This is a genomic window from Cognaticolwellia aestuarii, assembly GCF_002000025.1.
GTDB lineage: Bacteria > Pseudomonadota > Gammaproteobacteria > Enterobacterales > Alteromonadaceae > Cognaticolwellia > Cognaticolwellia aestuarii.
Window position 1 is genome coordinate 40,067 of record NZ_MUZV01000012.1, and the last position, 15,372, is coordinate 55,438.

At 37.7% G+C, this 15,372-nt stretch carries 11 protein-coding genes; 7 read left to right on the plus strand and 4 right to left on the minus strand.

The genetic code is table 11. The features are described 5' to 3' along the window. Positions 1 to 3 precede the first annotated feature (3 nt). A complete protein-coding gene (gene aroQ, locus B0169_RS16325; RefSeq protein ID WP_077287769.1) occupies positions 4 to 456 on the minus strand; it encodes a type II 3-dehydroquinate dehydratase in 453 nt (150 codons plus the stop codon). 285 nt (positions 457 to 741) lie between these two features. Here aroQ and B0169_RS16330 point away from each other — a divergent pair, with 285 nt between their 5' ends. Genes B0169_RS16330 through B0169_RS16340 form a run of 3 tightly spaced genes read left to right on the plus strand, consistent with a single transcriptional unit; the run spans position 742 to position 4,827 of the window. Beyond that, a complete protein-coding gene (locus tag B0169_RS16330) occupies positions 742 to 1,191 on the plus strand; it encodes a substrate-binding domain-containing protein (RefSeq protein ID WP_143323576.1) in 450 nt (149 codons plus the stop codon). After that, positions 1,163 to 2,392, plus strand: a complete 1,230-nt coding sequence (locus tag B0169_RS16335; protein ID WP_077287773.1) for a hypothetical protein — start codon at positions 1,163 to 1,165, stop codon at positions 2,390 to 2,392. The genes B0169_RS16330 and B0169_RS16335 overlap by 29 nt, the downstream gene beginning before the upstream one ends. Positions 2,393 to 2,394: 2 nt before the next feature. Continuing rightward, complete coding sequence (locus B0169_RS16340; protein WP_143323577.1) at positions 2,395 to 4,827, plus strand: bifunctional diguanylate cyclase/phosphodiesterase; 2,433 nt, start codon at positions 2,395 to 2,397, stop codon at positions 4,825 to 4,827. Positions 4,828 to 5,040: 213 nt separating this feature from the next. Here B0169_RS16340 and B0169_RS16345 read toward each other — a convergent pair whose 3' ends face one another. Then, positions 5,041 to 6,885 carry a protein-disulfide reductase DsbD gene (locus tag B0169_RS16345; RefSeq protein WP_077287777.1) on the minus strand — a complete coding sequence of 615 codons (1,845 nt, stop codon included), beginning with the start codon at positions 6,883 to 6,885 and terminating at the stop codon, positions 5,041 to 5,043. A gap of 511 nt (positions 6,886 to 7,396) precedes the next feature. On the opposite strand from B0169_RS16345, the gene B0169_RS16350 reads away from it, so the two are divergent. From B0169_RS16350 to groL, 3 genes are all read left to right on the plus strand, one after another. Further along, positions 7,397 to 7,906: an FxsA family protein gene (locus B0169_RS16350; protein WP_077287779.1), complete on the plus strand. Its 510-nt coding sequence runs from the start codon at positions 7,397 to 7,399 to the stop codon at positions 7,904 to 7,906. Between the two features lie 106 nt (positions 7,907 to 8,012). Further along, positions 8,013 to 8,303 (plus strand): co-chaperone GroES, encoded by a 291-nt coding sequence (locus tag B0169_RS16355; protein ID WP_077287781.1) that lies wholly within the window; start codon positions 8,013 to 8,015, stop codon positions 8,301 to 8,303. 74 nt (positions 8,304 to 8,377) lie between these two features. Then, the gene (gene groL / locus B0169_RS16360) at positions 8,378 to 10,033 is read left to right on the plus strand and encodes a chaperonin GroEL (RefSeq protein ID WP_077287783.1); all 1,656 of its coding nucleotides are present in this window, start codon (positions 8,378 to 8,380) and stop codon (positions 10,031 to 10,033) included. A 249-nt stretch (positions 10,034 to 10,282) separates the two neighbouring features. Here groL and B0169_RS16365 read toward each other — a convergent pair whose 3' ends face one another. Both B0169_RS16365 and B0169_RS16370 read right to left on the minus strand, forming a co-directional pair. Beyond that, positions 10,283 to 12,799 (minus strand): EAL domain-containing protein, encoded by a 2,517-nt coding sequence (locus B0169_RS16365; RefSeq protein ID WP_077287784.1) that lies wholly within the window; start codon positions 12,797 to 12,799, stop codon positions 10,283 to 10,285. A 238-nt stretch (positions 12,800 to 13,037) separates the two neighbouring features. Continuing rightward, positions 13,038 to 13,940, minus strand: coding sequence for a LysR family transcriptional regulator (locus B0169_RS16370; RefSeq protein WP_077287786.1), 903 nt, complete (start codon positions 13,938 to 13,940; stop codon positions 13,038 to 13,040). 107 nt (positions 13,941 to 14,047) lie between these two features. Between B0169_RS16370 and B0169_RS16375 the strand changes: the two genes are divergently transcribed. Next, positions 14,048 to 15,046: a TDT family transporter gene (locus B0169_RS16375; protein ID WP_143323578.1), complete on the plus strand. Its 999-nt coding sequence runs from the start codon at positions 14,048 to 14,050 to the stop codon at positions 15,044 to 15,046. Positions 15,047 to 15,372 lie beyond the last annotated feature (326 nt).

Below are 15,372 nucleotides of genomic sequence, written 5' to 3' on the forward strand. Positions count from 1 at the left end.
TGTCTATTTGTTCTGTGTTAGCCAATTTCTTGCAAAATCTAAAGCATATTCATAACCACCGGTTCCTAAACCACTGATAACGCCTATAGCAATATCAGATAAATATGAATGCTGCCTAAACGACTCACGTGTATGGACGTTAGATAAGTGCACTTCAACAAATGGAATATTAACCGATAATAAAGCATCTCTAAGCGCAACGCTGGTATGCGTAAAAGCAGCAGGGTTGATAATAATAAAATCTACTTTTTCAAAGCTGGCATGAATTTCATCAATCAATACATGCTCTGCATTTGATTGTTTATGACTCAGCTCTAGATTCATTTTATCGGCAATGCTGGTTAGTCTTGCTATAATCTCATTTAATGACGATGAGCCATAAATAGTAGGCTCACGTTTGCCCAACATGTTTAAATTGGGACCATTTAAAACTAAAATGTTAAACTTTGTAGTCATCTTCGGTAAAAACACCCTAACTATTGAGTAATACTCGCATCATGTCATATTTAACCATATGTTTGAAATAAATTTGACTGAAATGTCGTAATTAATCTCATTTGACGATTATTATAGTGTTTTCGCAGAATATAGCAGCAAAATACTGGTCTAATCACTTTGGAGAGAAAAATAAAGCTATTAATGTTAGGTAAGTTATAATAAATTTACTAAACTAAACGTTGTAGGAATTTTAATTAATTCATTGATTTAACTTATTGTGTGGGTTGTTTTGTTCGATATGTTTTGCCTTATGTTAATTACAAGGATGAAATTATTAAAGTCACATTATTAAATATTGCTATTATTATTTTACTTTTTAGTTCACCAGTATATGCAATTAATATTATTTCAAATGCAACGGCTGATACGTCATCGTTATCGGTTAGTCAATTGCGTCGTATATATTCTATGCGGCAAGTCTATTGGAAAAACGGTACGCCTATTGTGGTATATGTTTTAGCCAGTAAATCCCCCCTTCATCAACAGTTTTGTAAAGAGCAGCTACGTTTATTTCCCTATCAGCTTGACCGCATATGGAACAAGTTAACATTTTCGGGGTACGGTGTAGCCCCAATTGAAGTGACTAGTGAAAGTGAGCTTATTAAAGCGGTACAATCAACTAAAGGTGCTATCGGCTATGTGGAAAATTTATCGGAGGCCAAAGATGTTAACGTCATTGAAGTTACTGATTAAACCGTTTGTTTTGATGCAGTTTTATATCAGTGTATTGTGTAGCTTTTTTGTGGTTTTTAATCTCAGTGCGGCTGAAGTTAAAGGTGAGTCATTACAAGTACATGGTTTTGTGGCACAAGGGATTATTGATGCTAATAAAAGTAACTTTATTAATGATGATGAAAGCATCTCATTTGAGTTGACCGAAGTTGGCATTAATGCTTCATATCAAATTAATGATAATTTCCGTGTTGCAGGACAGGCTGTTTATCTCAATGGTGGCAATCGTTATCATCCGGGCGCGCGTATTGATTACTTGTTACTAGAATGGGACGCTTTTCATAGTGAAGCTTGGCAAGCAAGCTTATATTTTGGCCGAGTTAAAAATAATCATTGGTTATATTCAAGTACACGAGATATTCCTTTTGCTCGTCCTTCTATTATTAATCCACAAGTCACCTATTTTGACGGCTTTCGTGATCTTGCTGTTGGCGGTGATGGTGCCGCCATCAAACTAAAATATAGCGACGATCACTTGGGAGAAGTCGACTTTAATTTCAGTAGAGGAAAAAGTACCTTTTCAGATCAACAAACTCGTGTCGTTATTGGGCAGTCGGGTGGGGGGAAGTTAGAGCATGACTTAGATGCGCAGGCGAGTATTTATTGGCGACCACTGTTTTCACAATGGCGTTTTGGTATTTCAGCTAACGATGCTTCGTTTAGTTATTCTCCGGCAGAAGTAGATAACTTTTTCGATGCTGATTTTATTTTTCAATTCTATACCTTAAATGCTATTTTTGAAGGGCAGTATTGGCAGTTTAGCGCGGAACTGGTGCAAGAAAGACTCGCTACAGAAGGTTTCTATATACCAGGCTTTAATCGTGATGAGATTGGCCAAGGTTATTACCTACAAACAAGTTACCAATTAACAAAAGATTTGTCGGTTATGCTGAGAAATGAACGTTTTTACGCTAATAAGGATGATAAAAATGGCTCTAAATTAGCAGCAAGTTCTGGCGGGTTGATACCATCATATTTTGGTTTTCACAATGACACTATGATTGGGCTTTCCTATGATTTTAGCAGTAATTTACGTTTGAATGCTGAGTATCATTGGATGGAAGGAGGAGCAAGGTTATCTCCTATTGTACAACCTGATCCCATTGCCAATGCTAGCAAAGACTGGCAAGTTTGGGCTATTCAGCTGATGTATTGGTTTTAATCATGAAGGTCAGTTTTGTCAGTGTCTCAGTCAAATTATTTATACTGGTTGTCGGTGCTTTATTACTGTTAAGTTTGTCCATTTCAGTGCTGTCTGTCACCAGGTTAGAGCAAGAGTTCTCTCAATACCAGAGCACTAAATTACGACAAGGTAATGCGCAGTTTAACATGCAAAGTCGTATTGTTAGAGAACAAGCGCGGATTTGGCTAGAGTCATTTACCGACCTTATACAACTAAAAGAACAGCCAAACTTTAACCATGCAGCTAAGGCATTAGAGCAGCAGTTTGATGCCTTGCAAATTAACCATAATGTCGAAGCCTTATGGTTAGCTTCTGATGATTTTAAGCCCATTTACCAATCTACGCCCTTGTCAAAGCAAGTACTTGCAAGTATGCAGCGAGTGAGTCAGAGCTTTGCTCCTGATGATTACTTAAGTTGTGTTCAACAATGTCAACAACTTGTCTCAATACCTATCTTGAATGCTAGAGGTGAAATGGCTATTGTGACGATGGCGATATCATTTGTTGATGTTATCTATGCAATTAATCAAGCATTAGAAAACCAAGTTGCCATTGTTGCCTTTGATAAAACTCAAGCTGCGACATTAGCCCAAGCAAATATTATTACTTCATCTGCTACACAGCTAATGAAAACACTTTTCACTGAGGACAATCCGGCAAAGCTATTGTCAGATGTGAAAGCTGGTGGTTTACAAGTTGAGCATAAAAAAAATAGCTATTTGATTAACTTACTGCCACTAGCGTCTTCAGCTACACAAGATTTTTATATGGCGCAGGTTGATGATGTCAGCTCATTCACTGATAAGTATCAAGCTTATCGCATGCAGTTCATATTATCAGCCCTCGGCATCTTTATTGTTTTAGCTTTTATGGTGCACTTTGTTGCAGGACCATTCACGAAAAGGTTATTGGTGCTTTCGGATATTTTACCTTTACTCGCTCGAAAAGAATTTGAGCAGTTCCGCGAAACAAAAATACCGCAGTCTAAAGTGTTTCCTGATGAGATTGATGTGCTGATTAATGCCACAACAGAGCTGAGCTATGAACTAGAAAAACTCAATATAGAAATAACACAAAAAACCAAAGAACTTGAAAATATTGCCATGTATGACCTATTAACCGGCTTACCTAATCGCAATATGCTGAACTATCAGCTACGTAAGTACTTACAAAATGGCACGCGCAATAATTGTAATATCGGTATTTTGTTTCTTGATTTAGATGATTTTAAAAAAGTAAATGACAGTCATGGTCATGGTGAAGGCGATAAGTTACTTATTGAGGCAGCAAATAGAATCAACCTAAGTGTTGGTAGCGCCGGTATGGTCTGTCGTTTCGGTGGTGATGAATTTGTTATTTTATTAGAAAGTAATACTTCACATGAAAATGCACAACGTATAGCTAAAGCAATTATTAAAAGCTTTCAGCAGCCAATAAAAATCAATACAGGTTTGTTTTATGTCACAAGTAGTATTGGTATTGCGATGTCTGATGGAAGTGTGATTCAAGCCAGTGAGCTAGTTAGTCATGCCGACATTGCTATGTATGAAGCAAAAAATAATGGTGGCGACCAATACTTTACCTATCATGGTGATATGCTGCAACGCGTTGCGCATCGAGTGATGATGGAGGGAGAAGTAAAACAGGCGCTTGCCAAAGGGCAGTTCAGTTTAAGTTTACAGCCACAACTTGTAGCAAAAACCAATAAAGTACATGGTTTTGAAGCTTTACTGCGCTGGCAGCATCCTGAACGCGGCATGGTTTCTCCAGATGACTTTATCCCAATTTTAGAAAATTCAGAACATATGATTGAATTGGGCTATTGGGTTATTCGCCGCTGTTTTGAACTGTATTGTAGTATGAAAAATATTGGCGTTAGTGATGTTATCATAGCGATTAATCTATCGGCCGCACAGTTTGCCGATGTTAATTTGCCTGATTATTTACAAGAATTACTGAAAGAATTCGATGTCAGTGCGCATAACTTTGAACTTGAGTTAACTGAGCAAACATTAGTTAAAGATATTGATAAAGCCATAGAAACTATGGACGCATTACGTGCGTTAGGCTTTAGCTTTGCTATCGATGATTTTGGTACTGGCTATTCATCACTAGCCTACTTAAAACGTATGCCTGTGGATGTTATTAAAATAGATAAGAGCTTTGTTTTTGGTATGTTAGAAAACCATGCTGATTTTCAAATTATTATGTCAACCATTGCTATGGTGAAAAATTTAGGTTTAACCGTTATTGCTGAAGGGGTAGAAACACAAGCACAATTACGTAGTTTAACCGAAAATGACTGTGATCTCATTCAAGGTTATTATTTTTCCAAACCCATTCCTGACACTGAAGTATTAGATTTCATTCATCGCGAAATGGTTGATGGTAAATGGAAGGTTTTAGTAAATTAACTTAAATAGATACCAAACAATTAACAGTTTATGGAGCCTGCGGTGGCAATGCGATTAGGCCGACTCTACTTTATCGCTCTTTTAAAAGCGATGTAACCTGTGCAGAAGTTAGTGCATCATATTTACGTTAATTTTAACCGTTCATACAAACAAAAAGCGCCCTTTGGCGCTTTTTGTTCAATGACTGTCAGCTTGACGTATACAGAATGAAAGTTAGAGTGAAAATGTGTTATCTACATGAGCTGAAAATTCATCAGCGCCCATAAACCCTGTAACTCTTCGTTGTGATAATTCATTACCTTGCTTGTCAAAAAATAAAATTGACGGTAAACCAAAAATATCAAAGTGAGACATTAGTTCAACACTGTCTGTTGAGCCCGTATCAGTTAAATCTATTTGTAACAATACGGTATCCGATAGAGATTTTTGTACGTTGGCTTCAAAGAATGTGTACTCTTCAAACTCTTTACAAGCAACACACCAGTCAGCATAAAGGTCAACCATAACTGTTTTACCTTGTGCGTTAGCTTTAGCAATTGCTTGATTCATCTCTGCTAAGTTCTTTACATGCACAAAACCATGTTGTTGACTTTGCTGTGATACGGAAACTTGGCTGTTAGGATAAACCAACTGGTAAGCCTTATTGGCGCCAACAAAGAATAATAAAAATATTAATACACTGCGTAGACCAAAGCCAAAAGTTTTATTTGAGTCTTGATTGACAGTGTAGAAGTAACCGGCCGCAGATAAAATAAGGATAACCCACATAATTTCAATCACGACAACAGGTAAGAAACGCTCAAGTAAGAAAATAGGTACGGCCAGTAACAATAAGCCAAATATATTTTTAATAACGTTCATCCAGTTACCAGCTTTAGGTAATAATTTACCTCCCGAACTACCGAGTACTAATAAAGGTAACCCCATACCTAAACTTAATGCGTATAAAGCTGATGCTCCGAGTAAAATATCTCCAGATTGAGAAATATACAAAAGTGCACCAGTTAATGGGGCCGTGGTGCATGGCGAAGCGACTAAACCAGAAATTGCTCCCATCACTAATACACCAACATAAGAGCCACCTTTTTGATTGCTGCTTAATTGATTGAGTTTATTTTGCCAACTGCTTGGTAAGGCTAAGTTAAATATGCCAAACATAGATAGCGCTAAGAAAATGAATAAAACACTTAACGCAATTAGCACGATCGGGTGTTGAAACATCGCTTGAAATTGTGCACCGGCAATAGCTACCACAATACCGAGTAAGGTATAGGTAACAGCCATACCTTGAACATAAGCAAATGATAATGCAAAGGCTCTTTTTGTTGAAAGCTTATCGCCTTGTCCAACAATGATACCGGTTAAAATAGGATACATAGGGAAAACGCAAGGAGTAAACGATAACAGTAAACCGCCAACAAAAAATGCGATCAGTGTTACCCAAATATTGTCACCTTTAAGCATGTCTGCGAGTTGATGCTGCTCGCTGCTGTTACTGGCGATGGTTGGTGCTGTGCTATTAGTTTTTTGCGCACTCTCACTATTTAACGCTGAAAGCACGTTTTGCGTGTTGTTATTTGTATTCGTGCTTAAGTCAACTTTACTTAAATCTATGGTCTTTTTGGTTGGTGGATAACACAAACCTTTATATGCACAGCCTTGATAACGCACGGTAATACTAGCATCGCGATCAGCTTGTTCAATATCAACCGTGAAGGCTAATTGTCCGGTAAATATTTGCTGAACACCAAAAAACTCATCTTCATGATGCTCACCTTCGGGTAAGTTTACCGGTACGACAACGGCATTTTCAGTAGAAAACTTAAACTGATGACGATACAAATAATACCCATCAGCAATATTAAAGCTAATTTGTAGTTTATTTTTTTGTTGATGAAAATCAAAAAGGAAAGCTTCATCTACTTTTAAGAATTCATTATCATTACTAAATAACGAAGCAGAAGAGCTAAAAATAGATTCTTGTGCGTTTGCTACAGGTGAAATAACAAAAGATAAGCTGGCAAGAATTAACCAAAAAACAGCAACAACTTTTTTCATAACCGTTATTTTAAATACTCATTGATCCAGTTTAAATATTGATAATCACCTTGCTGGATGTTCAAAGTGACAACCTCGTCTATGACCATTGCTTAATAGCACTATCAGGGCAATAAAATGCGCTAATTGACTGCTAGTAAGGTTTGAAGTTTTTGTACTACTAACGATATACTTTCGTGAACGATACCGCGAAAGTATATTAGCCAAAATATCTATACAAGCCATTGACTGCCTCGGCCAATAACACACTTCAATCGTACTAATAAAGTGGCAAAAGCATAATGTTATTTACTAGCTTATCAAAAATACCTTAATAAAAACTTAACTTATTACAAGATACTAGTACTGGTTACATTTGTTTAAATATTATCAGCGCACTATAAGCGTTAACCAGCTATCAGACGTAATTTTACTTAATACAAGCTAATAACAAATGGCTAAAAAGCTTACTTGCTTGAAAAAGACCCGTTAACCCCCATATTAGTTTCATCAAAGATGATTAGGAGCGACTATGTTTCGCCTGTTATTTGTATTTTTTATTATTATTCCGATTATTGAAATATCTGTTTTAATGCAAGTCGGTGCAATTTTTGGCATTTGGCCAACGATCGCTATTGTTATATTTACCGCATGGTTAGGCGCAAAATATGTACGTCAGCAAGGGCTGGCAACCTTAAACTCGGTACAAACAAAAATGGCGCAAGGGCAAATGCCTTCTGATGAAATTGTGACTGGGCTTATGTTGCTGGTAGCAGGAGTATTGCTTGTAACACCTGGTTTTGTGACTGACTTTTTTGGTTTGAGTTTGTTAATTCCGGGGGTTCGTCATGCTATTGCCGGTAGTGTTAAGTCACATATTACAACTAATAGTGCTAGCCAACAAAGCTTCCAATTTCACAGTCATAACCCTGGTCAGAGTCAAGATGATTTTTCTGCTCACCAGGATAGCCCATTTCAAGACCATATTCAGTCACCGCATAAAGGCCAAACCTTAGATGGTGAATATGAGCGTAAAGATTAAAAAAATATCGAGATGGACTTGTGAAGTTTCATTTAATCCCCATCTCTGAATCAACAAAATTAAAATCCTTAATTTTTTATTAAATTGAACATCTCAGGAGAACAAAATGAGTATTCGTCCATTACACGATCGTGTGATCATTAAGCGTAAAGAAGTTGAGTCAAAATCTGCTGGCGGTATCGTATTAACAGGTAGTGCTGCTGAGAAATCAACACGTGGTGAAGTTGTAGCAGTAGGCAAGGGCCGAATGTTAGAAAACGGTGACGTACGTGCGTTAGATGTAAAAATTGGCGACCAGGTGATCTTCAGTGAAGGTTACGGCGTGAAAACTGAAAAAATTGACGGCGAAGAAGTACTAATCTTGTCAGAGTCTGACATTTTAGCCATCGTTGAATAAATTAATAACTTTCCACTCATTTTATTGTACGGATTAAGTTCGGTACAAAGCACAGTTTATAAGGAACCATAAAAATGGCAGCAAAAGACGTATTATTTGGTAATGACGCACGCGCTAAAATGCTTAAAGGCGTTAACGTATTAGCAGATGCAGTAAAAGTTACATTAGGTCCTAAAGGCCGTAACGTAGTATTAGATAAATCATTTGGCGGCCCTACGATCACTAAAGATGGTGTATCAGTAGCGAAAGAAATCGAATTAGAAGATAAATTCGAAAACATGGGCGCTCAAATGGTGAAAGAAGTTGCCTCTAAAGCTAACGATGAAGCGGGTGACGGTACAACAACTGCGACAGTATTAGCACAAGCGATTGTAAACGAAGGCTTAAAATCAATTGCTGCTGGCATGAACCCAATGGATCTTAAGCGTGGTATCGACAAAGCTGTTGTTGCCGCTGTAGAAGCGCTTAAAGGTTTATCGCAAGAATGTAGCGACAACAAAGCGATTGAACAAGTAGGTACTATTTCTGCTAACTCTGATCAAACAGTAGGTCAAATCATTGCAACAGCAATGGACAAAGTAGGCACTGAAGGTGTAATTACTGTTGAGGAAGGTCAGGCACTTACTGATGAACTTGACGTTGTTGAAGGTATGCAGTTTGATCGCGGTTACCTTTCTCCTTACTTCATTAACAACCAAGAAAGTGGTAGCGTTGAACTAGAAAACCCATTCATCTTATTAGTAGATAAAAAAGTTTCTAATATTCGTGAGTTATTAACAACATTAGAAGGTGTTGCTAAAGCCGGTAAGCCATTATTAATTATTGCTGAAGACGTTGAAGGCGAAGCACTTGCTACTCTTGTTGTTAACAATATGCGTGGTATCGTGAAAGTTGCTGCTGTTAAAGCACCAGGTTTTGGTGACCGTCGTAAAGCGATGTTACAAGATATCGCAACATTAACTAAAGCGACTGTGATCTCTGAAGAAATCGGCATGGAGCTTGAAAAAGCAACTTTAGAAGACTTAGGTCAAGCTAAGCGTGTTGTTATCTCTAAAGATAATACGACTATCATTGACGGTATTGGTGAAGAAGATGAAATTCAGGCACGTGTTGCACAAATTCGCGGCCAAATTGAAGACTCTTCTTCAGACTACGACAAAGAAAAATTACAAGAACGCCTAGCTAAATTAGCTGGCGGTGTTGCTGTTATCAAAATTGGCGCAGCAACAGAAATGGAAATGAAAGAGAAAAAAGCCCGAGTTGAAGATGCATTACACGCAACTCGTGCAGCGGTTGAAGAGGGCGTAGTTGCTGGTGGTGGTGTTGCACTTGTTCGTGTTGCCGCTGCAATTAAAGACCTTGAAGGTATCAATGAAGACCAAACTCACGGTATTAACGTTGCTATTCGTGCTATGTCAGCTCCTTTACGTCAAATCGCAACTAACTCAGGTGACGAAGCCTCAGTTGTGCTAAATGAAGTGCGTAACGGCGGTACAGGTAATTACGGTTACAATGCTGGTAACAGTACTTACGGCGATATGTTAGAAATGGGTATTCTTGACCCAACTAAAGTAACGCGTAGCGCATTACAATTTGCTGCCTCAGTTGCTGGTTTAATGCTAACGACAGAAGCTATGATCACCGACGCTCCAGTGAAAGATGCTGGCGCACCTGCAATGCCTGATATGGGCGGCATGGGTGGTATGGGCGGCATGGGTGGCATGATGTAATTTATGCTTGATTAAATTGCTAACTTCTTCGTTGCTTCATCACTCGTTTAGAAACACTAAACGTCGTAATGAAGCGTCTTGAATTGAACAATTTACTCGGCGCATAAATAGCATTAGCTACTTAACGCTTTTGAATAAAAAAACCTGCTTCGGCAGGTTTTTTTACGGTTATTTATTGCTGAAGATGATGGCTGTTTAGATTTACTTAAGTAAAAAGTAAATGCTTACTTACTTCACCCTTCATATTCATTAGGTTGTTAATAATTGTTGCTCTGCGAGGCGTTCAGTAACACTTTTAGCATTTTCAGGTACTGAATATAAATATCCTTGTATTACATCGCAGCCGTTAACTGTTAAAAAATGAGTTTGTGCAGTTGTTTCAACACCCTCTCCAACTAACGTTAAGTCTAAGCCTTTAGCCATGGCAATAATCGATTTTACGATCTGGCATTGTTTGAGGTCGCCAGGCAGCTTTGATATGAAGCTTGCATCAATTTTTAAAGTATCGAAGGGCAATTGAGTCAAATAGCTCAAAGATGAAAAGCCTGTACCAAAATCGTCAATTGAGTTTTTAATGCCTAGCTGTCGAATTTTTTGTAATGTAGCACTGGCATGTTTGATGTTTTCAATAAAGCAGTTTTCGGTAACTTCTATTTCAAGTAAAGCGGGTGATAAGCCACTTTCTTTCAGAGCGAAATTAATAGAATCAATCAAATTGTGCTTAAAGTGCTGAGAGGAAATGTTAATGGCAATACGTCCGCAGTCAAAATGCTGCTGTTGCCATATTTTTCTTTGCTTGCAGGCTTGTGTCAAAACCCATTTATCAATTTCAACAATTAAGCCTATCTCTTCTGCCATCGGTATAAAGTGGGCCGGGGAAACAGGACCAAGGTCCGGATGATTCCAGCGTAATAAGGCTTCAATACCGACCACTTCTTCAGTAATACTATTTACCTGAAGTTGGTAATAAAGTTCAAATTCATTTTTTTTCAATGCACTGCGAAGGTAATTTTCTGTCATCAATCGTTCCATCGAAATGGTATTCATTTCTGATGAATACAGTTGGTATGAATTTCTTCCTTCATCTTTGGCTTTATACATGGCGGTGTCTGCATGTTTGAGTAAGGCTTCAGAGTCGAGACCATCTTCAGGATAAACAGAGGCGCCAATAGAAGAGGTGATCTGGAGTTCAAGTGTATCGAGTTGATGAGGCTGATTTAATACTGTCGCTATTCGCTCGATAACCCCAACAATATCTTTTAAAGATGTCATTTCTGTTAAGAGAATAACAAACTCATCACCGCCAAATCGAGAGACGGTATCACCTTCTTTTATACTGCTTTGTATTCTTTTAGCCGTGGCGATTAATATCTCATCGCCAATGTTATGCCCTAAACTATCATTAATTTGTTTAAATCGGTCCAGATCTAAAAATAGCACAGCTACTAATTGCTGATTTCTATGGGCAGTTGACAGTGCAATCTCAAACCTATCATTGAAAAGGCGTCGGTTGGGCAAGCCGGTTAGTTCATCATAAAAGGCAAGGGCATGAATTCGTTGCTCTGCGAGTTTTCTCTGTGTAATATCACTAAAAATTGCAGCATAAATTGCTTCAGGGCTATCACTGTCATTAATTTGCACTATGGTTAGCCACTCGGGGTAAAGCGTGCCACATTTTTTTTTGTTCCAAATTTCTCCTTGCCATTTCTTGTCTTCTAAAAGGCCTTGCCACATTTTCTGATAAAACGTCTTGTCATGTTTGCCTGAGCTTAAAATATTGGATGATTTACCAATGACTTCTTCCTCTGTATAACCTGTTAAACGAGTAAACGCGGCATTGACTGACAATATAATACTCTTGCCGTTAGTTACCATGATGCTATCAAGCGATGACTCTATAATTTTTTCGGCAAACACTAAGTTTTTTTTAGATTGCGCCAGTGCATTATCTCGCTCAACTAAAACGCTTTCTAATTTCTGAAAGTATGCAATTTCAATATCAGATAAAATATGCTCTATCGAGAGGACGCCAACGACTTCTTGTTGCACGTTTTGGACGACTAAATGTCGAATTTTATGTTCTTGAAGGCAAAAGTAAGCTTGATAGAGCGTGCTTTCCTCATTAATAGTAATTAGCGGATGTGCTGAAGAAGACCAGGCATCACTATTATTGTATTTATCGGCGACGAGCCTTAATAAGTCTCGCTCTGTGATGATGCCAAACTCATTTGTTTGATGGTGACGAATAAGAGCTGATGAACAATTATATTCAGACATTGCATTAGCTACAGCACTTACCGGCAAGTTCCCTAGTACTATAGGTACTTTGGGATTATAGTTATCTTTAATTTTTCGCAAACGAAGATAATGCTCAACACCTTGTTTTTTTATGACATCACTCTGACTGACAATTCCTATCATTTGCTTTTCTGAATTAACCACTAATAAATGACGTACACGATGGCGATGAAATGTCATGATAATTTCTTGCAAAGGCATTTGTTCATTTATGGTTATAACAGGTGTACTCATAAACTTATGAATAGGGGTGTCATAATAATTTATAGCGTCAAAGTTTAATTTTTTACTATCTGCTTCAGTCCAAATGCCGATTACTTTCTCATTACTCATAATAAGAATAGAGCTGGTGTTTTTCTCTCTTATCTTTATTGCCGCTTGATAAATAGTGGTCATTTTTGAACAAGACAATAAACTTCTTTGTACTAAATCTATTGCGGTTATGTTTTGTTTACTATTTGAAATCATAAGTACTCAAGTTCGGCCGAATAACTAAACGAGCTTTATAGCATTAATTAGGTTTTTCATATAGATGTGAATACAAAATAAACATAAATTTATTAATGTTTTTAATTAGATAGCTGTGATCTCATGTCACATTTCTTTATCAGCCGTGAACTTTTAAAGGTTGTTTGACAGTCAATTGTAGATATAGAGCAGACGAGTATATGCCATTAGCACAATTTAGTTGCAGCTTGATACTTTATTAACTTGATTGCAAAAAATTACCTTGGTGGCAAAAATTGATAAATTGCCGCAATAATGGGGTTTGATATTTATCTTTGTGTAATACTAACCAAAATTGACGGTGCATTGTTGCAGGCAGTTTAAGTTGATTTACTCTGCCATCTTTTAATGCATATTGCGCCGCTAGGGCCGAAAGGCAACCAAACCCTAAGCCGGCGGCAACACAGTTTATCAGCGATTCCGTGGTATTAAGCTCGAAGCTTTCTTGCCAGTTTTCAATTTGTTGCGCCAAGTGGTGCATGAAAAAAGTACGAGAACCTGAGCCTGATTCTCTAAGCACCCATTCGCTATTTTCCAAGTCAACAATGTTTACACAGTCTTGCTGCACTAATGGGTGTGAAGGTGCGGCAATAATACACATTTCATCTTGATTAAAAACTGTCGATGTTAAATCTTTATACTGTGCTTGCCCCTCAATTAGGGCAATGTCGAGTTCGAAGTCTAATAATTTTTGGCAGATAAGTGCGGAGTTGGAAATAAATATTTGCTGAGAATAATGTTGGTGCTGCAACCTGAAGCTACTTAACATTGCTGGTAGTAAGTGATTGCCGATAGTGTCACTTGCGCCTATTTTTAATGTACCGACTGCTGGCGAGTTTTGATCGAATAATGCGGTTATATTACTAGCCCTATTAAGAATTTCGTCAGCTAAGGGTAAAAGTTTTATCCCTTCTTGATTCAAAATAAGGCGATGATTGACTCGGTCGAATAATGGGTTACCTAGCTGCTTTTCTAATTCGCTTAATGCCATGCTAACCGCTGCTTTTGATAAAAACATAGCTTCTGCAGCCGTTGTTAGTGTGCGGTGCTGAGTAATACCGACAAATACTCGCAATTGTTTCAGTGAAATATTATTACTCATATTGTGTTTAGTTTATCTGAACGTATGTTTTATATAATTAGATTTATCTTAACGTATTGCAAGCATAAACTTATACTAAATATGATAAATAGTTAGGATAAATGATGCTGCTCAGGTTTGTTAAAGAAAAAATTATGATTTTACCAACACCTATCGGTGGACTAGCGCTCGCTATCGCGAGTTTGGGGTGGGCATGGGAAAATATTTTTAATTTAAATGGCTATGGGCAGTTAGTCGGGGCTGGTTTAGCCAGTATGCTAATTCTTTTGCTTGCTGCTAAGTTCTTACTACATCCACAATTGCTAAAAGCGGATTTAGCACACCCTATTGTTGGCAGTGTTGTGCCTACCTTTGCTATGACTGTTATGGTTGTTTCTAACTCAATTGGGCAGTTTAATGCACGAATAGGGGATAGTCTCTGGCTGTTAGCTCTTCTATTGCATTTGTATTTTTTAATCAACTTTTTATATTATCGTAGTCGCAGCTTTAACATCGAGCATATGGTACCAAGCTGGTTTATTCCTCCTGTGGGTATTATTGTCGCTGATGTTGCTTTTTCAGGCAACCCAGCGTTAATGTGGCTTGCTCATGGGGTTTTAGTCTTGGGAATGGCGGTTTATGTACTGATGTTACCGTTAATGATTTACCGTATTATATTTGTTAAAAAAATACCTGATGAGGCGCAGCCAACATTAGCTATTTTGGCGGCACCGGCGAGCTTGTCGCTAGCAGGTTATTTTAGTGTTGTAGCTGAGCCTGATATCGTCATTGTTAGCTTATTTTTGGTGTTAGCGATATTGATGACTTGTATTATTTATATTGCTTTTTTTAAACTGTTACGTCGGTCATTTTGCCCCGGATATGCTGCGTTTACTTTTCCAATGGTTATTGGTGCAACGGCTTTATTTAAATTTTCTGATTGGATGGTTAGCAGCAATATAGACGTAGAATATATTAACCCAATACAAAGCTTAGCCGTATTTGAACTTATGGTTGCTACTTTGGTGGTTAGTTATGTCGCATTACGTTATTTTGCACACTTCACACCGCTGCAAATGAACTTTAGAAGCAATAAAATGGTGTCAGGTATTGTTAATGATGAATAGAGTAAATAGCTATTCATCAGATTAATGTTAGATTTTTGAGCCATATCCAGTTGTAAGCCACTTATCAGTTGTAATATTGCCGTAAGCTCCAGCCAGAGCTCATCGATAATCGTTTATTGTTAAATAATAAAAAGACTTTCAAGGGCAAAGGCAGGTGAATTTAGGTCGTACATCTAAAGAACAAACGTTTAATGAATCAGAAATATTGCTTTGCATTACTGACTTCGTGAATCACTTATCTTTATTAAGTGTTAAAGATTTTTCATCGGCCCTTAATGGCTAACGTTGTGGTTGTTTGTTGAACATATTCTGATAAAGGGCGTGGT

Bases quoted from the DNA above. Each gene is read 5' to 3' on its own strand.
- aroQ (WP_077287769.1), bottom strand. From the start codon at position 456: ATGACTACAAAGTTTAACATTTTAGTTTTAAATGGTCCCAATTTAAAC.
- B0169_RS16335 (WP_077287773.1), top strand. From the start codon at position 1,163: ATGTTAACGTCATTGAAGTTACTGATTAAACCGTTTGTTTTGATGCAG.
- B0169_RS16340 (WP_143323577.1), top strand. From the start codon at position 2,395: ATGAAGGTCAGTTTTGTCAGTGTCTCAGTCAAATTATTTATACTGGTT.
- B0169_RS16345 (WP_077287777.1), bottom strand. From the start codon at position 6,885: ATGAAAAAAGTTGTTGCTGTTTTTTGGTTAATTCTTGCCAGCTTATCT.
- B0169_RS16350 (WP_077287779.1), top strand. From the start codon at position 7,397: ATGTTTCGCCTGTTATTTGTATTTTTTATTATTATTCCGATTATTGAA.
- B0169_RS16355 (WP_077287781.1), top strand. From the start codon at position 8,013: ATGAGTATTCGTCCATTACACGATCGTGTGATCATTAAGCGTAAAGAA.
- groL (WP_077287783.1), top strand. From the start codon at position 8,378: ATGGCAGCAAAAGACGTATTATTTGGTAATGACGCACGCGCTAAAATG.
- B0169_RS16365 (WP_077287784.1), bottom strand. From the start codon at position 12,799: ATGATTTCAAATAGTAAACAAAACATAACCGCAATAGATTTAGTACAA.
- B0169_RS16370 (WP_077287786.1), bottom strand. From the start codon at position 13,940: ATGAGTAATAATATTTCACTGAAACAATTGCGAGTATTTGTCGGTATT.